This is a genomic window from Pelistega ratti (assembly GCF_009833965.1).
GTDB classification, from domain to species: domain Bacteria; phylum Pseudomonadota; class Gammaproteobacteria; order Burkholderiales; family Burkholderiaceae_B; genus Taylorella; species Taylorella ratti.
On sequence record NZ_CP047165.1, the window covers coordinates 33500 to 58565 of the forward strand.

Consider the following 25066-nt stretch of genomic DNA (forward strand, 5'->3'; position numbering starts at 1 on the left):
ATATTTAAAAAGGTTTTATCTTCATCTATGATGGTATTTACCTTTTTAAATATCCTTATTTGTTAGAAACTCAAGCGTTGTTTACACTATTTGCAAAATAAATTTCTAAATATTCGTAAGGTGTCAGTGTCCGTTTATGACCAAGTTGATCTTGGTAAACAAGAGCACTATGTGGTTTTACGGTGTTGTAGAAATTAATAAATCGGGTAAGCTCCTGTTTTCTATGCTGGCTATCGGTAAATTCATGTTTATCATGCCACATTTGCATCAAGGTTCTAATTACCCGTTCTGCTTTTCCATTGGTTTTAGGATTGGCGACTTTAGTAAATTTTTGATTGATATGATGTTGATAACAAGCTTTACCAAACTCATGTTCTTTTGTTCCTTTATATTCTGTTCCATTATCCGAGTAAATAACCTCTATGGTATAAGGACAAGGGTCTATCAGATGTTGGGTTAAGAACGTAGCCGCACTAAAGGCGGTTTTATCTGGCATAATAGCCGCATATAATTCACGCGAGTAATCATCAATAGCTACAAACAGATATTCCCTTTGACTTTGTGTATGTTGTCCTTTTAGTAAAGGCAAACGTTTTGTATCGACATGAATCATCTCGCCAGGATAGGATTTATTATAGCGTTTGGCTTGTTTTTTTAATCGTTCTTGGATGGACTTTTCTACTTTGGCTAAGCGTTTAATCCCAAATTTAGCCTGTCTAAACCGATTATTGATACTGGTCTGAGGTTTTAATAATCGACCACGAGCGAGTTTGAGTATCTTATAGATGGTGGGGCGAGAAACCTTGTATTCTTTCGCTAAAGAGGTGACATTTTGTTTGTTTTGCGTGTAAGCTAGCCAAATCTCTTCTCTTTGGCGAGGTAATAAGCGAGTGTTTTTGTGTATATTCATCGTACTATTATCTTAAAATAATGTAAACAACGCTAGTTTATTCTACACCTTATTGATAAAGGTAGATTTAAAGACGAAGTTGCACATTTTGCACCATCAGTTTATCTTTTAAAACCTTGTACTTCTATCTTGAATTTAAGTATGATATTCATCTATTGTATCGACCAAATATCTTTTGCTTCTAAGGTATGGATCCCTTTATATTTTTTAGCGACAGAGACTAGAGCCGTCGCTAAGGTTTTGGTTGGCATCGGTTTCATACTTTTTAATAACCCAATAGTATTAAACGCTTGTAAGATTTTGATACTCCACACTTCTCCTATACGTTGACTGTTTTGACGGATTAATACAGGGGGACGGAAAATCAGTAAATTTGCAAAACCAAGCTGTTTAATAGCTTCTTCTAATTGTCCTTTCATACGAGTATAAAAGTTACGAGACTGTGGTGAGGCAAAACCTGAGGAGACCAAAACAAAAGTATTTACTTGATTTGTTTTAGCGGCTTTAGCAAAAGCATATTGATATTCATAATCAACTTGCCATTGTGCTTGTTGTGTTTTAGCGGCTTTAATCGTTGTGCCGAGGCATGAGAAAGCAATATCTCCCTTAACTTTATCTGCCCATGTATCTGCTTTGTCAAACTCAACAATATGGACGGTCAATTTTTCATGGTTAATAGATAAGGGACGGCGAGAGAATACAACAACTTCTGTAAATGCTGTATCAGCAAGCAAAAGTGGTAATAAGTCTTTACCTGTAGCACCTGTTGCGCCAATCAATAATGCTTTCATAAAATTTTAACCTTAAATAAAATCATATTATACGGTTTTTAAAAATTACTTTTTTATTTGGACTTAACAACCACCACTACCTTCAGGATCATCTGTAAAAGGATTTTGCTTAAAAATTGGTATAAATGTTAGCAAATAGAGTACAAATACCATTATCAGCAATAAAGAGGGAATGTTGGTTTGTAACCATTCTGGTGCTAAAGGCATTAATACCGTACGAGTTAGTGCGGTAAGGAATAATAGGGGTAAAGCAATACGGCAAAGTATAGGGTAATCTAATCGTATAAATCCACTATGCCATAAGCCAGCAGTAAGCCACACCATAAGCACACCACCAAAGATACCTGCTATCGTAATGAGGTGTAAGGGGGTACTGCTAAGTGTTTGAAAAAGATGTGTATAGCCTAACCAGAGATAAGCTATACTGGCAAAAAGTTGTAAAAAATAATATGTACGTACATAATGTATGCGTAGTAGTTCATGATGATGTAACTCACGCAGTTTAGCGAGTAGAATCAGACCAACAGCTAATGCCATAAAACCAACAGCTTGTTGTGGTAGGTAGCGTTCAGCGATTGCATACATTAAAATAAGTAAAATAGCGATATTTTTATAAACTGCATTAGGAATAAAGATAGGATCCTTTAATGTACTTCTTTTTAGTGCTTCATTTCCTAAGAGAATACTAACCCGAAAGGATACCAACATCACCGCCGCCATATTTAAATGAACTTGGGTTTTAAGCCATGAAAGATCGCCTGTCATGGCATAACGTGTTTGCACAAGGGTAAAACAAGATAGTAATAGTAAGAGGGCAAAGTTATTGGTATTACGATCTAACCATATAAGCCATGTGGTAAAAAGCAATAAAACGAACCAGTACGCAGCGATAATATAACTACTTATAGTAGGAGCAATAAAAAGTGTGATAAACCCTAATAGTAGTAATATCCCAAGTATATTAGCAATCCCTTTTAGACTTCCTGAGAAGTGAGTCCATTCTAATAAAGCTGCCATTAAAAAACCACCGTAGGCAGCGGGTAACATAAATTCAAGAAAAATTTGTCTGTGCAGAATAATTGCTGTTGGACTTATCCAAAAACTGATGCTACTGATAATAGCAAAACAGGCCGTTATTACAAAAAAAGGACGCATGGGGTGCGTAAAGAAGGTTTGCCAGCTACTCATAATAATGGATTCCTTGAAACTCACGAGCAACGATTTTTTCTTCGTACGATGAATCACGAGAAGAGAGGGGTTCTGGTAAGATAACTCGATGGTTAATCTTCATGCCTTTTGGGGATAAAAATAAAATCTCATGGCTTAATCGAGCCGCTTCAAAACGATCATGAGTAACAAGTACACAAGCCATTCCTTGCTCAATTTTGTCATTTAAAAGACGAACTAATATATCGCGTAAATCACGATCTAATCCAACAAAGGGTTCATCTAATAATGCCAAGTCACAACCACACAGTAAAAGACGTAAAAAGGCGACACGTTTTGCCATACCGCCTGAAAGCTCTGTTGGGTATTTATATAAATCCCCTTGTGTGAGTCCAACTTTGGCTGCTAATGCAATCACAGCAGGTATATCCGCCTTTTCCATAAAAATAGTGATATTTTGCATCGCTGTCAGATTTTCAAGTAAGCGGTTTTCTTGAAATAAAAATCCAATTTTTTGAAAATCACTACTTATTTTTCCTGATTTTGGGGTCTCTAGTCCTGCAATAAGACGTAGAATAGTTGTTTTACCACAGCCACTGGGTCCAAATAAGGTTTTTACCTCACCTCGTTGTAGTGTAAAGCTAAAATGACGAATAATAGGATCTCGTAGTATCTCAAAACGAATATGATCTAATGTTAGCATTATCGTCTCCAAGGCATTAGAATAATTTCAAGGGGCTTGGTGATGAGGTATTCAAAAAGTGAGACAAAAACAATAACCAATACAACATATGCCATTACCGTAGATGTTTCTAACATGACTCGAGCATCGGCAATTTTAGCGCCCATACCATCACTTGCACCTAATAGCTCCGCCATAATAACCACTTTGACACCCATTGCAACTGCAATACTGATACTAGAGATGACATAGCTAGTAAGGTGAGGGAGGTAGAGATAACGGATTTTTTTTAATAAAGAACAACGGTAAGCATCAAAAAGCTCTTCATGTTGTTGGTTAATACTCGCCATACCCATTGCGGCACTGGCAAACGTTAGGGGGGATACTAGTACAATAATCGTAAATAATACGCTGGGTGAACCAAATCCAAACCAGAACAATGCCATCACTACCCAGATAATAGGGGGCATAGCTAATAAAATCGTGATAATGGGTTTAAGTAATGCCATGGCGGTTTTAAAGCTACCTGCTATTAAACCTAAGCATAATCCTGCTATTAAAGAAATACTAATCCCTAAAATAGCTCGTGATAGTGTAATATCTAATTCATAAAGGCTAAATTGTTGCAATAAAGCCCATGATTGATGAAAAACATTTAAAGGGGAAGGCAGCATAAACTCACCGAATACTGTGCTTCCCCAAGCCCACAAAGCAACGAGTACCATAGCAATTGCAAGGCTAGTAAAACCACTCCATAGATAATCTATAATAATAAATATCATAGGCTGTGGTTTTTTGATTTTATCGGTCTTAATCATAATAGATGGGGCTAATACAAAATAAACTAAAAACCATCAAAGTGTATCGAATAATCACTTACCCCCAGATAAGTTTATCCGATATGTATTTATACCAAGAAAAAATCATCACTTGGTAATTTACCCCCAAGTAATTTAGGATTAAATCGCATTAACTCTTCATAAAATTGCATTAATTCGGTTTTGATATCTCTACTTTTTGTTACGGTGAGATTTGCGTAAGGTAAACTTTGTACTAAGGCAGGTACAGGAGCAGGCATATAGTTTTTACCAATTTGAGCGGCACTTTGTGGGTTGTTGTTTGCCCATGCTAGAGCCGCTTGTAAATCCTGATGGAATAATTCAAATTGTTCTTGATGTTGTTGAAAGTAGTCAATATCTGCAATAATCCCTGCTTGTGGAATCATTGCTTGTGTATTAAATGCCTCACCCCATGCTTGGGTTAAATTAAAACTACGCACTACATTGATTCCCATTGTTTTCCCTTTTAAGATACTGGCACTTGCCATTGGTTCGGGGAGTAAAACAGCATCAAAATCTTTATTGAGGAATAAACCCACCGCCTCAGGAGGTGTTGCCGTATAAGTGATAGCTATTTTTTGGCTATCAATATTCAGTTTTTTAAGTAAAGCGTGTAAAACAATATCAAGCATATCGTTTTTGAAAGGAATTAAGACTTTTTTACCTATTAAATCTTGTGGTTGATTAATCGCTTGTTTACTGACAATATTAATAATCCCTTTGGTGAGAATATTAATCATACCAACACGCTGCCCTTGGTTAGCTAAATTAACCCCTACATTACTTGGGCTCATCATTACTTTAAATTGACCACTTGCAACCCCTGCACGTAACTGATCAGGTGATCGCCATGTTTTTAGTGATACATCCATCTGTTTGGTTAATTGCCCTTGTACAGCAGCAATCCCGATAATCATACTAGGTAGGGCAGGCGCTCCGTAAATAGCAAAGGTTTCTTTCTCCGCAGCTAATAAATTGGGTGAAAGTCCTAGTGTTGAAGTACCTGCTAATAATTTTAAAAATCCTCGTCTTTGCATAATGATTTCTCCTAATCGGAAAAAGAGTCTGAATAAAGTTAAGATTAAACGTTAGAATGCAGCGTGTAGGCTAAGCCAATATGTTCTACCCGGTGCATTCACTACGGCAGTAGGGGATAGGGCGACAACATGATCACCACTGATAAACTCAGCATAACGTTTATCAAATATATTATTAATACCTAACCGTACGCCATATTTATCGTGGATATTAATACCAGCATAAATATCTGCAACAACAAAGCTTTTGGCGGCTTCATGGTTGTCTATTCCTAACCCTTTTGTTTTATCAAAATCTCCACGGTGTTGCTTAGCGACATAGCGTGCAGTAATCCCTACATTGTAGCTACCAAGACTAAAATAATCTTTATAATCTGCCTGTGCCATTAACTCAAATGGACGCATTTGGTATAACGCACGACCATCGGTTTCATTCTGTCCGTAGTTATAGCGTGCTTTAAGCCCTGCTGCCCAATGTGCATTAAAGTTGTAGTGTGCATAGGCTTGAGCTGTAAATAGGCGGGCATCTACATTTCGAGTGATAATCCCACCGCCTTGGGTGGAGACACCACGTTGGTTTCTAGCACGATCAAAAATAATTAAATCTTTTACTTTATCAAAGATTAAATCACCACCTATATGCCAACCTTGCCCTGTTAGTGAGTTCATATAGTCATTATAGGCATCATTTTTGGTATCAATGCTAAGTTTAATAAAATTATGTTGTTCTGGTTTAAGTAAAGGATTCCCTACAATAGCAGCAACAGGTCGTTGGTTCATTAATTGACCATTAATCGTATTATGAATAATTGCCGCAATAGAATTAAAGCGTTCTAAATGGTTTCCAACTCGTTCAATATGAGCTAAGGTAAGGCTGTACTTTTGATATTCTGATGGGGTGTAATCGTATTGTAATTCTCCTGAGAAAGTTTCTTGTCGTACTTTACCATCAAATGCATAACCATAATGAGCTTGCCATATCTGTTGAGGATTAGCAAATGCTAAGCGTGGATTCATAGGGTTGGCAAGACGTGTGGTATTTTTACGAACCTCCGCTTCATTAAATTCATACGTCAGTCCTAAACCAAGTTTATGTTGTTCATTAAAACGATAGGATAAGGTATTTGATAGACGATAGCGATTGATATGTACATCACCAAAACGATATCCATTAAGAATATCCCTTCGGGGGGTATGTAGATAGCGCTCTCCATTAAAGTAATCATGTTGATAAGAAATAGCTGCTGTGTTATGAAACTGACCAATATCGTAATCATGTTTAAGGGAGAAGTTAAACATTTTACGTTCTAAATCAAGATATATATTTTGTGCGTGATTTTCTCGTAATGTATAGTTATCAGCATGACGCTGCATCTTGATAAAACTTGTTTCGGCTTGCAGTGTATTACTTAAATCAGCCTTACCCCACCGAGCATTGAGTTTAGCAATATGCCGCTCTGTTTTAATAGGATCCATCGCAAACTCAGGTTGTTTATCATCATCTATATTGTCATGTAGATAAGTGAGTTTGTATTCTTGATATTCAGAAGGGACAAATCCTAAAATCACTGATTGATTAAATCGCTTATACCCCCAATCAACATCATGACCTGCACCATCTTTATATCCATTGGCTTTTGTGTGATTAAGGTTGGCAATTCCATAAAAATTTGCACCGCGTGCTTGTGCCGATATTGCGTTATAAAAATTCTTACCATAAAACCCACTATTGATTTTTAAAGGGCGAAAGGCTTTATCAATATTTTCTGTCACAAAGTAGTAATCACGGCGATCAGTACGATCAAACTGATTTTCAGGAAAATAACCTAATGCAATATTCGGAGTAATGGGTTTAGGAGGTGAAAAGAATTTAATCGGTTCAATCGTATCTGGATTAGCAAGCTCTTGAGCAAAGGTAGTTATCGTAATAAAACTACTTAAGAGTGTGCAAATAGATAATTTTAAATTCATTTAAACCTCCTATAAGAATAATTATCATTTCCTTTTTCATTATCGTACAAAAGTAATATGAAGTAAACCGATATGAGGAAATTCTATAAATTTAGCGTAATAGTTTTATATCAATGTATATGATAAATAGCCTATAAATTTCTTATATTTCAATAACTTATATTAAATTATTGTTATGAAAAGAAAGATTTTTTAGGGGGTAGGGGAAAATGATTGTTATATTTTATGTAACAGAAGGTATATTTTATGGGAGTAGATGGATAAGAAAAAGAGTAGTAGTGCCGAGTTTTAATATTACTAAACGAATTATCTAAATACTTTAAATAATATATAAGGAAATAGAATTTATAATGGTTTTGGCTTATCAGCTACTATTTTTTAAAAACCTATGTAAAATAAAGGGCTTATTTATTATTTGCTTTTTACTTTTTTTAAGATGTCTTTAATCGTCCACAAATATGGTGGAACCTCAATGGGTTCTATCGAACGTATCCAAAATGTGGCTAAACGTGTTGCCAAATGGCATGCGGCTGGTCATCAAGTTGTTGTTGTTCCATCTGCTATGGCAGGGGAAACTAATCGTTTGTTGGGGCTTGCTAAAGAAATTAACGAGTTAGCCGACCGTAGAGAATTAGATATGTTAGCTGCGACAGGGGAGCAGGCTAGTAGTGCTTTACTTGCTATTGCATTACAAACATTAGGTGTTTCTGCGCGTAGCTATACAGGCTGGCAAGTTCCTGTGCATACGGATAAATCTTATACCAAAGCACGTATTACTAGTATTGAGCCAGACCGTATCAAACGTGATTTAGATCAAGGTAAAGTCGTTGTTGTAACGGGTTTCCAAGGGGTTGATGATGAGGGTAATATTACCACTCTTGGACGTGGTGGTTCAGATACCTCAGCAGTCGCTATTGCGGCAGCTATTAAGGCAGATGAATGCCTTATCTATACAGATGTTGATGGTGTTTATACGACTGACCCACGGGTAGAGCCGGATGCTCGCCGTTTATCCGTTATTTCATTTGAAGAAATGTTGGAAATGGCCTCTTTAGGTTCTAAAGTCCTTCAAATTCGTTCAGTTGAATTTGCAGGTAAGTATCATGTGCCTTTACGTGTTCTTTCTTCGCTTACCGACCCTAATATTGATCTTGAAGTTGAAAAAAATTCAGGAACGTTAATTACTCTTGAGGAAAATTCAAAAATGGAAGCCGCTATTGTTTCTGGTATCGCCTTTAGTCGCGATGAAGCCAAAATTACGCTTTTAGGTGTACCTGACCAACCGGGTGTTGCCTATACAATTCTTGATCCTATTGCCCAAGCCAATATTGATGTGGATATGATTATCCAAAATCAATCCGTTGATGGTACAACAGACTTTTCATTTACCGTTAATCGTAATGATTTTAAACGTGCTATTGAGGTGATTAATAGTCAAGTTGCACCTGCCATTAATGCGCGTGAAGTGATAGCAGATGATAAAATTGCTAAAGTTTCTATCGTAGGGATAGGGATGCATTCTCATGCAGGTGTTGCAAGCAAGATGTTTGGTACGCTCTCAAAAGAAGGTGTTAATATTCAGATGATTAGTACAAGCGAAATCAAAACCTCTGTGGCTATTGAAGATAAGTATATGGAGTTAGCGGTTAGAGCTTTACATAAAGCATTTAATCTGGATAAAGAAAATAATTCATAAAGTTTATGAACTTAGCATAATTTGCTTATTTGATAAAAGGGACGGTAGTAATACCGTCCTTTATTGTTTGAAACAACAACTGTAAATAGTGTTTAGGTCGCTCAAGTTATTGCCTATTTTATTTAAAAACAAATTTTATTCATGACAAATTTCTATATTGATGTAGTAGATATATAGGTCAATAGATAGAGATTTTTAATTCATCATTTCTGTTGTATATAAAGTAGCAAAATGTAATAACTATTTTTTATATAAGTAATGATTCTCCTATGTCAGTAGTGCTTATTGTTATTTATAATAAATGCTATTATTATCCTAAGGGAAAGGAGTGTTTTACTATGTCATCTGCACACCACCATCACCATGATGGACATCATCATGTTCATACCAGTAATAAAAAAGTATTGCGTATTTCATTATGGATTATCGCTATTTATATGATGGTTGAAGTGATAGGGGGTCTGTGGACAGGAAGCCTAGCTTTACTATCTGATGCAGGTCATATGTTTTCAGATGCCTTTGCGATAGGATTATCTTTATTAGCCTTTCAATTTGCTGAACGGGCAAGTAATTCACAAAATACCTTTGGTTACAAGAGAGCTGAAATTTTAGCTGCTGCATTAAATGGCATAACGTTAATTGTTATTGCGGTATTAATTATTATTGAAGCGATTAGACGGTTTTACCAACCACCAGAGATTGCAACAGTAGGAATGTTGCTGATTAGCTTTATTGGCTTGGTGGTGAATATTGTGATTGCTGTGTATATGCATCGTCAGGGAGATACAGAGCAAAATGTGAATATGCGAAGTGCTTATTTACATGTGCTAGGAGATTTACTGGGATCAGTCGGTGCGATTATTGCGGCATTGTTAATGATGTTTTTTGATTGGCGATTGGCTGACCCTTTAGTAAGTGTGATGGTAGCACTACTGATTGCTCGAAGTGCTTATGGTATTCTCAAAAGCACGTTCCCTATCCTTATGGAAGCCGCCCCTTCTCATATCAATCAGCAATCTATTGTAGAGGATATATTGAATACAGAAGGAATACAAGGCATTCATGATTTACATGTCTGGACATTAACAGGACAAGGTCATTATTTTTCTGCTCATTTGGTTGTAGAAGAGACATTAACAGTCGTAGAAACAAGCCAAATAATTCATCAAATAGAAGCTAAATTAAAAGATTACGGTATTTTGCATAGTACGCTACAGGTAGAAGGTAAACGTCATCAACATAGTGAAACACTCTATTGTGATGGCATGCAGAATCATCAGCACCATGCACCACACCATACCTGCCATCATCATTAGTATATTTTATGATACTAAAATAAACCATGCGTATCTAAAATAAAATAGTGCTTAAAATAGAGTGAATTTTACGGTAAAATAATGCCACTTTTATAGATTAATTATCAAGGTGATAATGTTTTTTTCGCATCGTTTTCGTTTCGTTAGTATCGTCGGTATAACCTTATTTTTAGCGGCATGTAGTACGGTAACACAGCATCGTTATCGTTCAATTGATCATGCTAAGCGCCCTCATGTAGAACGTGTTAATTTTGACCCGTCAGATATTAAAAAGGGTACAGGGACAACACAGCTAGTTGGACGTGCCTATCTACAGGATAACCGACAATTTAAAGAATATTCTGGTGCTATGATCGATGTTGTACTTAATCCTGTCTCTAAGGCGAGTGAACAATGGTTTAAAGAAGTCTGCCAACGTGGAAGAGTGCTGAGCGAACCAGCAAGTGCTTTGTATAAACAAGCTTTATATCAGGTGAAAACGAATACCTTTGGTCAATTTGCTTTCCCGAATGTTCCTCAAGGAGAATACTTTTTATCAACTCGTCTATATTGGGTCGATACAGCCCCTCGAAGTGGTCCAGTTGAATACGGCGGTTTATTAGCCAAAAGGGTGAAACTTACCTCAGCAGCTCAGGCAATCGACTTAAATCAACAAGACCGTTGTGCAGGATATTTCCATTAGTATATATTGACGTTTATTTACAAAAAAAATAGAAAAATCTTCAAATTTTTGATGACTATTTTGCATAATTTCTCTATAGTAGCGGTAATTTCTTTGTCATGATAAAAAGGCATCCTATATTGTCTTATGATTGATAGGGTAATGTGATTTTATTTAATTTTCAGATTTAGGATAAATTCTATGAAACTTTCTCGTATTGCCATTGGTGTTGCATTAAGTTTGAGCTTAACGGCTTGTTTTTCATTTTTTCCTCGTACTAGTCCATCTACGCCATCAGATGTTGTGGTGAAAGAAAATAGAAGTGCTCAAAATAATGCTAAAACTTTCCACCTTTATGTTGGTTCTACACATAAACCAGTTGCCAGTAAAAAATCAAGCAAGAAAAAAGCCCCTGCTACACAAGCAACAGAAGAGATTAAATCAGGTGATGTAACCTACTATACAACAGGTGCGATTGCTTCAATGGAAGATGTTCGTAATGCTTTTGTTGCAAAAACCGTATCTGACCAACCTGCTTTAGGTATCCGTTTAAGTGATGCGGCGAATAAGCGTTTAAGCGCTGCCTTAGCACACCATCGTTCAAATACAGTTTTAGCTAGCTTAAATAACTCGGTTTTCTCTAAAATTGATAATGCAGGCGCTAAACTACAAGATGGCGTTTTACTCTTACCTATGGCAACACTAAACCAAGCACGTGAAGTAGCCGATATCTTACGTCAAGCGAAAGCGAGTAAGTAAATTTCTAAGATGTAGTTATTATCTTTATATAAAAGCGTCATATACGATATGAGAAAAGGGCGGGCTTATCTGCCCTTTTTAGTATTTTTAAATGGTAAAACAGTGAAATATCTCTTTGCTTTTATAAGGTAGCGAGTAGAGAGGATAGGTATTTCTTTGTTATAATGTGCAGAAGTTTTATTTATGTCTAACCAATAAGGAATGATGATGAAGTTTTCTCGTAAATTGGCATTAGCCGTATTACCATTAGCTGCTATTTTGGCAGGTTGTGCATCAAGTGCTAGCAAAGATGCAGCAACAGAGACAGTTGCTCAACAAGCGCAAGCACAACAAGCAGCTTCTTTTGAGGTTTATGTTGCTTCAGATAAAGTGGTAAAAGGTTATCGTCCACTCAAAGTATCAGAGCAATCAACTATTTATGTTGCACAACAACCGCTTTTTACGCGTGATCAATTAACAAATATTGAATCCGTACAAGATGATAAAGGTCGTATTTTTGTTCGTGCGGTACTAAATCCTACCGCATCAAAAGCATTAGCAGCCGTTAATAATCGTGGTTTTGTTACGGTAGTAGGCTCACAAGTGGTTTCATTAAATAGTGCTCGTGATGGTGAAAACTTCCTATTCTTAGTAGGAGACCAACAAACAGCTCAAGCTATCGTTACTGCTGTTAAAGGTCAGCCTGTTCAACCTCCACTTAAATAATTAATAGTTAGTATATTGATTATTATAGCCTCAGGTATATGCCTGAGGCTTTACTTTTCTTATCTGGGTGAGTTATGAGAATTCCATTTTTCTCTCGTTATTTAGTTTTTGTCCTTATCGCTATTTTAGCGGTAGTAGGATTGATTTTATCGCTTTTTAATGCGAATTGGTTATGGCTAGCGATTCCCTGTATTATCCTGACAGGATTAGGGATATATGATATGAAACAGGTACGGCATTCTATCCGTCGTAACTATCCTATTATTGGGAATTTACGATTCTTATTAGAGTCAATTCGTCCCGAAATTCGTCAGTATTTTATTGAGAATGATACGGAAAACTTACCTTTCTCACGTTTGCAACGCTCAATCGTGTATCAGCGAGCCAAACAACAGATTGATAAACGTCCCTTTGGTACGATTAAAGATGTGTATGAAAAAGACTATGAGTGGATTAACCATTCTATGCACCCTTTTCATATTACAGATACCGATTTTCGTATTACAGTAGGTGGCCCTCAATGTAAACAGCCTTATAGTATGTCGATCTTTAATATTTCGGCGATGAGTTTTGGTGCATTATCGGCTAATGCTGTGTCTGCCTTAAATCGAGGAGCACTTAAAGGTAAATTTGCCCATGATACAGGTGAGGGTGGTATTAGTAAGTATCATTTACAAGGTGGTGATCTTATCTGGAATATTGGTTCTAGCTATTTTGGTTGTCGTAATGAAGATGGTACTTTTAATGATGAAAAATTTGCTGAAAAAGCTCGCCATCCCAATGTTAAGATGATTGAATTAAAAGTATCACAAGGTGCAAAACCCGGTCATGGTGGTATCTTACCAGGTGCAAAAGTGACTGCCGAGATTGCAGAGGCACGTGGTATTCCTATTGGTATTGATTGTAATTCACCCTCTACTCATCCTGAATTTGATACACCTATCGGTATGCTAAAGTTTATTCAACGAATGCGCGATTTATCGGGGGGTAAACCAACAGGCTTTAAAATTTGTGTAGGCCATGCATGGGAATTTTTTGCGATTGCTAAGGCGATGTTAGAAACAGGGATTTATCCTGATTTTATTGTGGTAGATGGGGCTGAAGGTGGTACAGGTGCGGCACCAGTTGAATTTGCTGATCATGTTGGTACACCTTTGCGTGAGGCATTACGTTTAGTACATAATACCTTGGTGGGTATTGGTTTACGTAAATATATTAAGATTGGGGCTGCGGGTAAAATTATTTCTGCCTTTGATATTGCCAGAACCTTATCCTTAGGGGCTGATTGGTGTAATGCTGGTCGTGGTTTTATGTTTGCTGTCGGCTGTATCCAAGCACAAGTTTGTCATACCGATAAATGCCCAACAGGGGTAGCAACACAAGATCCTAAACGTGCTAAGGCACTTGATGTGGATAATAAATCAGAACGTGTCTATAACTACCACCGTAATACGATGCGTGCCGTGGGTGAATTGGTAGGGGCTGCTGGTTTAAGCCATCCTAATTTATTGAAAGCACACCATATTGCTCGTCGTATTTCACCGACAGAAATACGGTTATTATCGGCTATTTACCCTGAGTTTCAAGAGAATGATTTACTCAATGGTATTTATCATTCTCGTTTATTTGAAGTGGCTTGGCCTGTGGCTCGTGCCGATTCATTTGACCCCAATGAGCAAATGGAAGAACTGATGGTTAAACTAAATGCTGTCTATCGCCCTTATACTGCGACAACCATACCTATTGTTCCTGAAGAAAAAAATGCGTCATCTACATAAAAAGGGTTATCAATAGGGGGTAATATTAATCCAGATGATGTATAACGTATCCTTATATATCATCTGGTATTAAAGCTATCGTTAAGTAATACATCTAACGAAAATATCTTTTTAATAAATATTATTTATACTATTGTGATAAGGTCAAATCTCTTTAGGATTATTTATGCAAATAGCGCTTTATTTTTCTCGTCTATTTATAGGTGTTGTGGCTAGTGTTAGTGCCTCATCTGCACTTGCTTTTGCAAAAGCACCTACGCAACAAGAGCGAGAAATACTATCAAAACAGGCAAGTCATTCTTGTGAAGTCGTGCTGGATAAGTTTAATCGTGAACAATTAGATAATAAGATTGATGTTAATCAGCTAGTGGGTATTATTCGTAGCCTTAATACGACCCAACAACTTCCCTCGTATTTTGTGACAAAACGAGAAGCAAGTGCTTTAGGGTGGTCAGCAGGTGTTCCTTTTAATCGTATTCCTGAACTCAAAGGAAAATCAATTGGAGGGGATCGTTTTGGTAATTATGAAAACCGTCTGCCTAAAGGACAGTGGAAAGAGGCGGATTTAGATTATCGTGGGAATAAGCGTAATGCAAAGCGGTTAGTCTTTAATACGCAACAAGAACGTTATATTACGATTGATCATTATGAACATTTTTCTCGTGTACCAAGTTGTGAGTAGTAGGGGAATAAAATGAAAAAATGTACGCAGACCAAAATAAAGCAGCCTTCACGTATTCATCAAATAAAAATTCCTCTTATTCATAGTGAGGCAGAGTTTTATAATGCTTTAGCTCAGCAAGTAAAGTTACCTTCTTATTTTAGTCATAATCTTGATGCATTATGGGATTTTCTCAGTACAGATTTAGAAGGGCCTATTGAATGGTATTGGTTAGAACATCAACAAAGTAAGGTATTTCTTAGTAAAACTTTCTATGATCAATTAATGATACTGTTACAAGAAATGGAAGTAGAGCGAGAAGATTTTACATTAATCATAGGCATAGAAGAGTAGATGGTATAGGGGAGAGGAGATAGTCCCTAGTTTTTTCTTATAAAATGTTGCAAAAATATAACAAAATAAATTTTTAATATTACCCTTATTATCAAATAATAGGGGTTTCCCCTGATATTGAGTGATATAAATAGCCTTTAAAATAGTGCGGAAAATAGCGTAAGATTTAGGTTTTATCAGCTATATTACTTTGAATGTAATGTAATAGCCTAGATCTTTGGGCGACTGTATTTTGATAGAAAATAGGTATGTTTAGGTATAACTGCACATAAAAGTTAAAAAAACTTTACAAAATTACTTTTTTAAGTTATTAATAAATTTTATGTTTTTATACTTATCGTTACTATTTATTCTAAATTCTAATTAAGGGAAACAACAGATGCAACCTATCCTAAAATATTCGGTATTATCAGCAGCAATTGCACTAGGCTTATCAACATCTGCTTTGGCAGCTAAAGTGCCAGCAGGCACTGTATTAGCCGATAAGCAAGAAATTACGATTAATAATGGCACAGAGCCACAAAGTTTAGATCCTCATAAATCAGAAGGTGTACCAGAGTCTCAAGTGGCTTATCAATTATTTGAGGGGCTTGTTACAGGAGATGAAGACGGAAATGTTATACCCGGTGTAGCAGAATCATGGGAACATTCACCTGATTTCAAACAATGGACATTTAAATTACGTCCTGATGCCAAATGGTCTAATGGTGATCCTGTTACCGCACATGATTTTGTTTTTGCATGGCAACGTCTTGTTACGCCAACGACAGCAGCACCTTATGCAAGTTATCTAAACTATCTTCAAATTGAAAATGCGAATGATGTTATTGAGGGTAAAAAATCTCCTGATGCATTAGGTGTTAAAGCAGTAGATGATCATACCCTCCAATTAACATTAAGCAATCCTGTGCCTTACTTAGTACCTATGGTTGCACATCAATCTGTCTTACCTGTTCCTCAAAAAGTAGTTGAAAAATTTGGGGATAATTGGGTAAAAAAAGAAAATATCGTAGGGAATGGTGCTTATAAACTGGTTGACCATGTGGTTAATGGCAAAATTGTATTTGAACGTAATCCCCATTACTGGAATGATAAAGAAACCATTATTAATAAAGCGACTTTCCTTACGATTGAACAACCGATGACGGATGTACAACGTTATCGTGCTGGCGATTTAGATATGACAAACTATGGTTTACCGCCAGAGATCTTCCCAAAATTAAAAAAAGAACTACCTGATGAATTATTTGTGACAAGAACACTGTCAACGTATATGTATGAAGTCAATCATACAAAAGCACCGTTTAATGATATTCGTGTTCGTAAAGCACTTAATTTAGCACTAGACAGAACAATTATTACTGATAAAGTATTAGCACAGGGACAGACACCTACTTATGTCTTTACACCGCCTTATATTAATGAAGGGAATAAGATTCAACAACCTGCTTATGCAAACCAATCTATGCAAGAGCGTAGTGCAGAAGCGATTAAATTATTAGAAGAGGCGGGTTTTAGTAAGTCAAATCCATTGACGTTTACGATTCTCTATAACACTAATGAAAGTCACAAAAAAATCGCTATTGCGGCAGCATCACTTTGGAAAAACAATACCAAAGGTTTAGTCAATGTTAAATTAGAAAATCAAGAATGGAAAACATATGTAGATAGCCGCCGTCAAGGTAATTATGATGTTGCTCGTGCAGGTTGGGTGGCTGACTATAATCATGCGACCACTTTTGGTAACTATTTCCTTTCTAATTCAAGTAATAATACGGCTTCTTATAAAAATAAAGCCTATGATGAGGCGATTGCAGCTTCCTATACCTTTGATGATAGTGAAGGACGTGAAAGTGCCTATGCCAAAGCAGAAGAAATTCTAGCCAATGATTTTGCATTGATTGCAGTCTATAACTATGTAAATACACGTCTTGTCAAACCGTATGTAGGCGGTTATTCAGGTAAAGACCCTCAAGACCATGTTTTACTGCGTAATCTTTATATCAAAAAATAAATATCCAAGGTAACAAGGGGGGCTTTCCCCCTTGTTTTGTTCTTTAGTATTACAAATGATTGCGTATCAACAAAATACGAAAGCGTTGTTTTGAATGATAAGAATCTTTTGCTTTAATACTTATCAATAGTTATTTCTGGTTTTTTGGGAGATACTTAATGTTGAAATTTATTTTAAGGCGGATATTAGAAGCGATTCCAACGCTACTGATTCTTATCACCGTTTCATTCTTTTTAATGCGTCTTGCACCGGGTAGTCCTTTTACCTCAGAACGTGCGTATTCCCCTGAGGTGATGGCGAATATTGAGGCAAAATACCATCTTAATGAGCCTTTGTATAAGCAATACTTCTTATATTTAAAGAATATGGCTCAAGGAGACTTTGGGCCTTCTTTTAAATATAAAGATCAAACGGTTAATAGTCTGGTTGCTTCTGCTTTTCCCGTTTCATTTAAACTTGGTGTTGTTTCTTTCTTCTTTGCCGTGTTGATAGGTGTGTCGGTTGGTACATTTGCTGCCTTAAAACAAAATAGCCGGTGGGATTATCTGCTGATGTCCTCGGCGATGATAGGTATTATTATGCCTAGCTTTGTATTTGCCCCATTATTAGTATTAATTTTTGCGATTTATCTGGATTGGTTGCCTGCGGGTGGCTGGAATGGCGGTGAACTTTATTATATGGTCTTACCTGTTACTTCCTTAACGATTGCTTATGTGGCAGGGATTGCGCGTATTACACGAGGCTCAATGATTGAAGTCTTGCATTCCAATTTTATTCGTACCGCTAAAGCAAAAGGCTTACCGATGCGAAAAATCCTCTTAAAACATGCGCTTCGTCCTGCCTTAATGCCCGTGGTGAGTTATCTGGGTTCAGTTTTTGTAGGGATTATTACGGGTTCAATCGTGATTGAAAGTGTATTTGGTATCCCGGGTATCGGTCAGCTTTTTGTGAATGGTGCGTTAAACCGAGACTATTCTTTGGTGATGAGTCTCACAATTTTAGTTGGTTTTCTCACTATTTTATTTAATACTGTTGTAGATATTCTCTATGCAGTGATTGATCCGAAAATTCGTTATTCATAAGCAGTTTTATTATAAAGGAGAGAGCGATGTCTGCTCATTCAGATCAACAAGCAATAGACCGTACTGTAGAAGCTATGCAAACACAAAGTGTACAAGGGCGTAGTTTGTGGCAAGATGCTCGCCGTCGATTTTTTCGGAATAAAGCAGCGGTTGGTAGCTTAATCATTTTATTATTGATTATTTTATTCATTATTTTTGCACCAATGCTTATACCATTTAGCTATGAAGATACCGATTATAGCTTGATGAATACTGCACCAGATTTTGCATCAGGTCATTATTTTGGTACAGACTCAGCAGGACGAGATTTACTTGTTCGAGTGGCTATTGGAGGGCGAATTTCCTTAATGGTCGGTATTGCTGGTGCGTTTATTGCCGTGATTATGGGGACTTTGTATGGTGCTATTTCAGGTTATTTAGGTGGCAAAGTGGATATGGTGATGATGAGAACCTTAGAAATTCTTGCGTCATTTCCTTTTATGTTCTTTATTATTTTATTAATTACCTTATTCGGTAAAGATATTCTACTGATTTTTGTTGCTATTGGTATGATTGCATGGTTAAACCTTGCCCGTATTGTAAGAGGACAAACATTAAGTTTAAAAAATAAAGAGTTTGTAGAAGCCGCGATTGTTTGTGGTGTTTCTCGTCGTCAAATTATTTGGAAGCATATTATTCCTAATGTATTAGGTTTAGTAGCTGTTTATGCTTCACTTGAAGTGCCTGCATTGATTTTATTTGAATCTTTTCTTAGTTTCTTAGGATTAGGTACACAAGAGCCAATGAGTAGTTGGGGGGCATTGCTGAGTGATGGGGCTATGCAAATGGAAACATCTCCTTGGTTATTGATTTTTCCTGCATTTTTCTTATGTTTAACCTTGTTTTGTTTTAATTTTATCGGTGATGGTTTGCGTGATGCACTTGACCCAAAAGATAAATAGGGGATAGGATCATGAAATTATTAACCGTTAATCAGCTTAATGTTTATTTAAAAACAGATGAACAATTGGTACACGCTGTACGTAATAGTTCATTTGAGGTCGAAAAAGGACAAACGCTAGCCATTGTTGGTGAGTCTGGCTCAGGTAAGTCAGTAACGGCGATGTCAATCATGCAATTACTGCCTTCTAATATTGTGCAATATGGAAAGGAATCAACGATTCTTTTTGAAGGGCAAGATATTCTACAGCTAACAGAGGAACAACTGCGTGCTATTCGAGGGGATCGTATTGGAATGATTTTCCAAGAACCCATGACCTCATTAAACCCCTTTATGACCATTGGGGAACAGATTCTTGAAGCAGTGATGACTCACCGTCAAATCAGTCGTACAGAGGCGGAAAAACAGGCATTAGCTATTTTACAGAAAGTTAAAATACCCAATATTGAGAAAAAACTCAAATGTTATCCTCATGAGTTTTCGGGTGGGCAACTACAACGTATTATGATTGCAATGGCAATTATTAATACCCCTGATTTATTAATTGCGGATGAACCGACTACTGCACTTGATGTAACGACACAGGCAGAAATTCTTGATTTAATGCATGATTTACAGCGTGAAATGGGTATGGCGATTATTCTTATTTCCCATGATTTACGTTTAGTCAAAAAATACAGTGATCAAGTTTGTGTGATGCAACATGGAGAGATTATTGAGCGTGGTGAAACCCAACAAGTATTTAATCATCCACAGCACCCTTATACTATTGAGTTACTAACACCGATTCCAGTTAATTTAAAACAAGCAAATGAACATACTGCTACGCTAATTAAAGCCGATAATATTGAGGTAGAGTATGTGTTAAAACGGACTTTCTTTGGTAAACCTAAAAAAGTATTTAAAGCGGTCAAAGGTATCTCATTAACCCTTGATGTTGGTGAAACATTGGGTATTGTGGGTGAATCAGGCTCAGGTAAATCGACACTGGGTAGAGCCATTATGCAGATATTGGATTATCGGGGTAATATTACTTTTAATGATGCTGTTATTGCAAAATTATCAAAGTCTGAACGCAAATTATTAAAAAAAGATATGCAGATGGTATTCCAAGATCCATTTAATTCACTTTCACCTCGTTTAACCGTTGGTGAAATTATTGGAGAAGGCTTATCTGTACACTTTCCGCATTTAACCGCACAGCAACGTCGTGAAAAAGTGATGAAAATGTTGGAAGAGGTTAATTTATCACCCAGTATGATTAACCGCTATCCACATGAGTTCTCAGGAGGACAACGCCAGCGAATTGCGATTGCGAGAGCGATTATTCTTGAACCTAAGTTTGTATTATTAGATGAACCCACTTCTGCATTGGACCGTTCTACACAAATTACGGTTGTAGAATTGCTTAACCGTTTACAGAAAAAATATGGTCTAAGTTATATCTTTATTAGCCATGATCTTTCTGTTATTCGGGCATTAAGTGATCGAGTCATTGTGATGAGTCAAGGTCAAGTCGTTGAGAGCGGTGATGTCCATCAAATCTTTGAATCTCCCAAAGATGACTATACAAAACGCTTGATTACAGCTTCAAATTTGTAAAATAATAAGAAGTTATTTATCAAAAAGAGGTACTCTAGTAGTGCCTCTTTTTTGTGGTTTAAATTTAAATGAGAAGTGCTATGTTTTTAAATAAGGGACTGTATTAGATTAGCCCTAAACACATTACCTTCTCCTAATCTTACGATAAAATATGGCTGAATGAGAGGGGTTATCTAGTATATCTAGCTTCTGATCGGTTAGTGATTTCTATTATAAAATGCTAATCATTTTCTTTGTGTAGATTGCTTTTATTTACAATGATTTATCTTCATTTTTATAGGTTAATATAACGGCTAATCTAATACAGCCTCTTTTTAATATTCTCAGGATACTTTATTGGTTTAAAGTTAAATAGTTCTTTAAAAATTTCTTTAAATTTTAATAAATAGGGATTTCCCTGATATTGAGTGTTGTTAATAGTCTTTAAAATAATGCAATGTTAAAAATAGTTTCTTAACTTTAATGAATTTAAATTATTATTAATTGTAATGAAACTGTATAATCCCTACTATGTTATCGTATTATTTATCAAAAACAGTAGTTTATTGGATATTACATAGTAAAAAGTGCATATTGTTATAGCGTTTTTACATTAATGATAGAGAAATTTATCAAACTATTTTTAATGGATAAATAGGGTTGTGGGCGTTTATTGATCTAGTTTCTTTGCTTATGGCAGAACAAAATGCAAACCCTAATGTTTTAGTACATTTTTACTTTATAGCATAATGCTTTATTCAGGAGAATAATAATGCAGTCTATTATGAAATATTCGGTATTATCTGCGACAATTATTTTTGGTTTATCGACAACTGCTTTTGCAGCCAAAGTACCTGAAGGTACGGTATTGGCAGAAAAGCAAGAAATTACGGTTAATAATGGTACAGAACCGCAAAGTTTTGATCCCAATCAAATAGCGGGAGGCCCAGAATCACAAGTGGCATTACAATTATTTGAGGGGCTTGTAACAGCAGATGAAGATGGTAATATCATACCTGGTGTTGCCGTATCTTGGGAGCATTCTCCTGATTTTAAACAGTGGACATTTAAACTACGTCCAGAAGCCAAGTGGTCTAACGGTGATCCTGTTACGGCGCATGATTTTGTCTTTGCATGGCAGCGTCTTGTTACACCAGCGACAGCAGCACCTTACGCAAGTTATCTTGAGTTTCTTCAAATCGAAAATGCAAATGAGATTATCGAAGGTAAAAAATCTCCTGATACACTTGGCATTAAAGCAGTAGATGATTATACCCTTCAATTAACCCTAAATAATCCTGTCCCTTATTTAGTATCGATGACAGCACATCCATCTGTGTTTCCACTCCCACAAAAAGTGATTGAAAAATTTGGGGATAGTTGGGTAAAAAAAGAAAATATAGTGGGTAATGGTGCTTATAAGCTCGTTGATCATGTGATTAATGGCAAAATCGTATTTGAACGTAATCCATTTTATTGGAATGATAAAGAAACGGTTATTGATAAAGCAACTTTCTTAGCGATTGAGTCAGGTGTCGCCGATGTACAGCGTTATCGGGCAGGTGATTTAGATGTTAATAATGGTCTGCCTGCGGAATTATATGCCAAACTCAAAAAAGAAATTCCAAATGAGATATTTAACAATCGCATACTAACAACCTATACTTATGATATTAATCATAGTAAACCTCCTTTTAACGATATTCGGGTACGTAAAGCATTAAATCTAGCACTAGACCGAAATATTATTACCGATAAAGTATTAGGACAGGGGCAAATACCTACTTATGTCTTTACGCCACCTTATATTAATGAAGGACATAAAATTCAACAGCCAGCTTATGCGAACCAGTCAATGCAAGAGCGAAGTGCAGAAGCGATTAAATTATTAGAAGAGGCAGGCTTTAGCCAATCAAATCCACTGAAATTTACGATTCTGTATAACACCAGTGAAGGTCATAAAAAAATTGCTATTGCTGTGGCATCTATTTGGAAAAAGAATACAAACGGCTTAATCAATGTTAAATTAGAAAATCAAGAATGGAAAACCTTTTTAGATACACGTCGTCAGGGTAATTATGAGATTGCACTGAGTGGTTGGGGAGCAGATTATAATCAGGCAACTACTTTTACGAATTACTTCCTATCTGATTCTAGTCAAAATTCTACTTTCTATAAAAGTAAAGCGTATGATGATGTAATTACGAATGCGTATAAAATTGAGGATAGTGAAGCACGTGCTGAAGCTTATGCTAAAGCGGAACAAATTCTAGCGGATGATTTTGCATTGATTCCCTTTTATAACTATGTGCGTGTACGATTGATAAAACCTTATGTAGGGGGATATACGGGTAAAGATCCGCTTGCTCGTGTCTTACTACAAAATCTGTATATTAAAAAATAAAGCTCAAAAAAAGGGTTAGCGTATCTAACCCTTTCTTTTATTAATCTAGTGACTGATTAATGATTAAGCACTTGGCGGTGTATAGCCTTGTGCTTCAACATCTTGGTCATCAAAGAGATAACTTTCCATTTGTTGTCTAACGTATTTTCTGGCACGCACATCAGCAAGATTAAGTCTGTTTTCATTGACAATGCGTGTTTGAATATCCATCCAGTTTTGCCAAGCTTCACGAGAGATATTTTTGTAAATTTGTACGCCAAGTTCTCCAGGATATGGAGGGTAATCAAGACCTGGTGCTTCTTTTTTTAATTTTACACATTGAACCATACGAGCCATAAATAACTTCCTTCTATAAATTCTTGATAAAAATAAGACTGTTTCTAGAACGATTGTAATTGATTTGCTTTTCCTTTGGCAAGTCGTCTAATGTTCCTTGTATAAAACCACGGTTCATAAACCAATGTGATGTTCGAGTCGTAAGAACGAAAAGTTTTTTAATGCCCATTGTGCGTGCCTTGGATTCGGTATGTTTAAGTAATAGCTCGCCTTCACCTGCACTTTGCCAATCTGGGTGTACAATTAAACAAGCCATTTCAGCCATCTGTTCATTGGTGTAGGGTATAAGTGAAACACAGCCATAGATAATGCCGTCATGCTCTAGCACGGTAAATTTCTCGACATCTCGTTCAATAATATGCCGTCCTCTAGGGACAAGTGTGCCATCGGCTTCAAGAGGTTCAATTAATGACAGAATAGCCCCAATATCGTCCATAGTTGCTGGGCGTAAATCATCTAGTGTATCTTCTACGACCATTGTACCGATACCATCATGGGTAAAGTATTCAAGTAGTAGGCTACCATCCAAATTATGGGGGATAATATGAGCCCGCTTAACACCACAACGCACTGCTTTAACGGTATGTTTTAAAAGATTAGCAAAGTGAGGCTCTATGCTTTTTTCCTTTAGAATTTTTTCTGCTTCTGCACGGGCAATTTCGGTAATAACATGACCATTATCATCCCTTAATACGGTTGATTGATTGAGAAAAACTAATTTATCGGCTTTAAGTGCAATAGCCGCATGGGTAGCAAGTTCTTCCATCGCGATATTAAAGGCCTCTCCTGTTGGAGAAAAACCAATTGGCCCTAATAAAACGACAGCACCAAGGGAAATGGCTTTATGAATAGAGGTAATATCAAATTTTCTGACTTTTCCAGTATGTTTATAATCAATCCCATCAATAACTCCAATAGGTTGAGCAGTGACAAAATTACCAGAAATAACGTGTATTTGAGCATTTGACATGGGGGTATTGGGCAACCCTTGACTAAAGGCTGCCTCAATATCTAAACGAAGTTCACCTGCTGCTTCTTTACAGCATTCAAGTGCAATCGCTGATGTAGGCTCCATACCTGTATCAAATTGAAAATCATATCCTTTTAAGCGTAGCTGTTCATTTACTTGGGGAAGGGAACCAAATACCAGTACCAAACGAACACCTAATGCGGTGAGTAAGGATAAATCCTGTATTAAGGCATTAAGCCGTTCTTCTTGGACTAAATCGCCACCAAACCCAACAACAAAGGTTTTGCCTCGCATGGTATGTACATAGGGGGCAACATCACGAAACCAACGAACAAATTGAGCAGGAGCATATTCGGGCGCATCTAACGCTGAGTAGGTTTCTGTTTCAATTGACATGAAAAAGTGTCCTCCA

The 25066-nt window shown here is 36.5% G+C and carries 22 protein-coding genes; 13 read left to right on the forward strand and 9 right to left on the reverse strand.

Features of this window, described 5'->3' with window-relative positions; all coding sequences use genetic code 11:
• Nucleotides 1–70: 70 nt before the first annotated feature.
• The 7 genes from F9B76_RS00155 to F9B76_RS00185 form a co-directional block, all read right to left on the reverse strand.
• Nucleotides 71–910 carry an integrase core domain-containing protein gene (locus F9B76_RS00155; protein ID WP_159990265.1) on the reverse strand — a complete coding sequence of 280 codons (840 nt, stop codon included), beginning with the start codon at nt 908–910 and terminating at the stop codon, nt 71–73.
• 152 nt (nt 911–1062) lie between these two features.
• A complete protein-coding gene (locus F9B76_RS00160) occupies nt 1063–1701 on the reverse strand; it encodes an NAD(P)H-binding protein (protein ID WP_159990266.1) in 639 nt (212 codons plus the stop codon).
• 63 nt (nt 1702–1764) lie between these two features.
• Nucleotides 1765–2889 (reverse strand): NnrS family protein, encoded by a 1125-nt coding sequence (locus F9B76_RS00165; RefSeq protein WP_201289314.1) that lies wholly within the window; start codon nt 2887–2889, stop codon nt 1765–1767.
• Entirely contained in the window at nt 2882–3571 is a 690-nt protein-coding gene (locus F9B76_RS00170; RefSeq protein WP_201289315.1) for an ATP-binding cassette domain-containing protein, read from the reverse strand. Before F9B76_RS00170 ends, F9B76_RS00165 begins: the two co-directional genes overlap by 8 nt.
• On the reverse strand, nt 3571–4368 hold the full coding sequence (locus tag F9B76_RS00175) for an ABC transporter permease (protein WP_159990267.1): 798 nt from the start codon (nt 4366–4368) through the stop codon (nt 3571–3573). Before F9B76_RS00175 ends, F9B76_RS00170 begins: the two co-directional genes overlap by 1 nt.
• 89 nt (nt 4369–4457) lie before the next feature.
• A complete protein-coding gene (locus F9B76_RS00180; protein ID WP_201289316.1) occupies nt 4458–5426 on the reverse strand; it encodes an ABC transporter substrate-binding protein in 969 nt (322 codons plus the stop codon).
• 51 nt (nt 5427–5477) lie between these two features.
• A complete protein-coding gene (locus F9B76_RS00185) occupies nt 5478–7397 on the reverse strand; it encodes a TonB-dependent receptor (protein WP_159990268.1) in 1920 nt (639 codons plus the stop codon).
• Nucleotides 7398–7833: 436 nt separating this feature from the next.
• Here F9B76_RS00185 and F9B76_RS00190 point away from each other — a divergent pair, with 436 nt between their 5' ends.
• From F9B76_RS00190 to F9B76_RS00250, 13 genes are all read left to right on the forward strand, one after another.
• Nucleotides 7834–9093: an aspartate kinase gene (locus F9B76_RS00190; protein WP_159990269.1), complete on the forward strand. Its 1260-nt coding sequence runs from the start codon at nt 7834–7836 to the stop codon at nt 9091–9093.
• 338 nt (nt 9094–9431) lie between these two features.
• The gene (locus F9B76_RS00195; RefSeq protein ID WP_159990270.1) at nt 9432–10409 is read left to right on the forward strand and encodes a cation diffusion facilitator family transporter; all 978 of its coding nucleotides are present in this window, start codon (nt 9432–9434) and stop codon (nt 10407–10409) included.
• Nucleotides 10410–10524: 115 nt separating this feature from the next.
• The gene (locus F9B76_RS00200) at nt 10525–11091 is read left to right on the forward strand and encodes a carboxypeptidase regulatory-like domain-containing protein (RefSeq protein ID WP_159990271.1); all 567 of its coding nucleotides are present in this window, start codon (nt 10525–10527) and stop codon (nt 11089–11091) included.
• 180 nt (nt 11092–11271) lie between these two features.
• Complete coding sequence (locus F9B76_RS00205; protein ID WP_159990272.1) at nt 11272–11829, forward strand: hypothetical protein; 558 nt, start codon at nt 11272–11274, stop codon at nt 11827–11829.
• A 207-nt stretch (nt 11830–12036) separates the two neighbouring features.
• Nucleotides 12037–12534 (forward strand): hypothetical protein, encoded by a 498-nt coding sequence (locus F9B76_RS00210; protein ID WP_159990273.1) that lies wholly within the window; start codon nt 12037–12039, stop codon nt 12532–12534.
• 74 nt (nt 12535–12608) lie between these two features.
• The gene (locus F9B76_RS00215; RefSeq protein WP_159990274.1) at nt 12609–14312 is read left to right on the forward strand and encodes an FMN-binding glutamate synthase family protein; all 1704 of its coding nucleotides are present in this window, start codon (nt 12609–12611) and stop codon (nt 14310–14312) included.
• A 166-nt stretch (nt 14313–14478) separates the two neighbouring features.
• Nucleotides 14479–14994: a ribonuclease domain-containing protein gene (locus F9B76_RS00220; RefSeq protein WP_159990275.1), complete on the forward strand. Its 516-nt coding sequence runs from the start codon at nt 14479–14481 to the stop codon at nt 14992–14994.
• Between the two features lie 12 nt (nt 14995–15006).
• Nucleotides 15007–15327 (forward strand): barstar family protein, encoded by a 321-nt coding sequence (locus tag F9B76_RS00225; RefSeq protein WP_159990276.1) that lies wholly within the window; start codon nt 15007–15009, stop codon nt 15325–15327.
• A gap of 379 nt (nt 15328–15706) precedes the next feature.
• Nucleotides 15707–17341, forward strand: a complete 1635-nt coding sequence (locus tag F9B76_RS00230; RefSeq protein ID WP_159990277.1) for an ABC transporter substrate-binding protein — start codon at nt 15707–15709, stop codon at nt 17339–17341.
• Nucleotides 17342–17499: 158 nt separating this feature from the next.
• Entirely contained in the window at nt 17500–18423 is a 924-nt protein-coding gene (gene oppB / locus F9B76_RS00235) for an oligopeptide ABC transporter permease OppB (RefSeq protein WP_159990278.1), read from the forward strand.
• A gap of 26 nt (nt 18424–18449) precedes the next feature.
• Nucleotides 18450–19364: an oligopeptide ABC transporter permease OppC gene (oppC, locus tag F9B76_RS00240; protein WP_159990279.1), complete on the forward strand. Its 915-nt coding sequence runs from the start codon at nt 18450–18452 to the stop codon at nt 19362–19364.
• 11 nt (nt 19365–19375) lie between these two features.
• Nucleotides 19376–20965: an ABC transporter ATP-binding protein gene (locus F9B76_RS00245; RefSeq protein ID WP_159990280.1), complete on the forward strand. Its 1590-nt coding sequence runs from the start codon at nt 19376–19378 to the stop codon at nt 20963–20965.
• A 751-nt stretch (nt 20966–21716) separates the two neighbouring features.
• The gene (locus F9B76_RS00250) at nt 21717–23348 is read left to right on the forward strand and encodes an ABC transporter substrate-binding protein (protein WP_159990281.1); all 1632 of its coding nucleotides are present in this window, start codon (nt 21717–21719) and stop codon (nt 23346–23348) included.
• Between the two features lie 63 nt (nt 23349–23411).
• Here the strand turns inward: F9B76_RS00250 and F9B76_RS00255 are convergent, their stop codons facing one another.
• Together F9B76_RS00255 and argA are read right to left on the reverse strand one after the other, a co-directional pair.
• The gene (locus tag F9B76_RS00255; protein WP_159990282.1) at nt 23412–23684 is read right to left on the reverse strand and encodes an oxidative damage protection protein; all 273 of its coding nucleotides are present in this window, start codon (nt 23682–23684) and stop codon (nt 23412–23414) included.
• 13 nt (nt 23685–23697) lie between these two features.
• Nucleotides 23698–25050, reverse strand: coding sequence for an amino-acid N-acetyltransferase (gene argA, locus F9B76_RS00260; RefSeq protein WP_159990283.1), 1353 nt, complete (start codon nt 25048–25050; stop codon nt 23698–23700).
• Nucleotides 25051–25066: the final 16 nt, after the last annotated feature.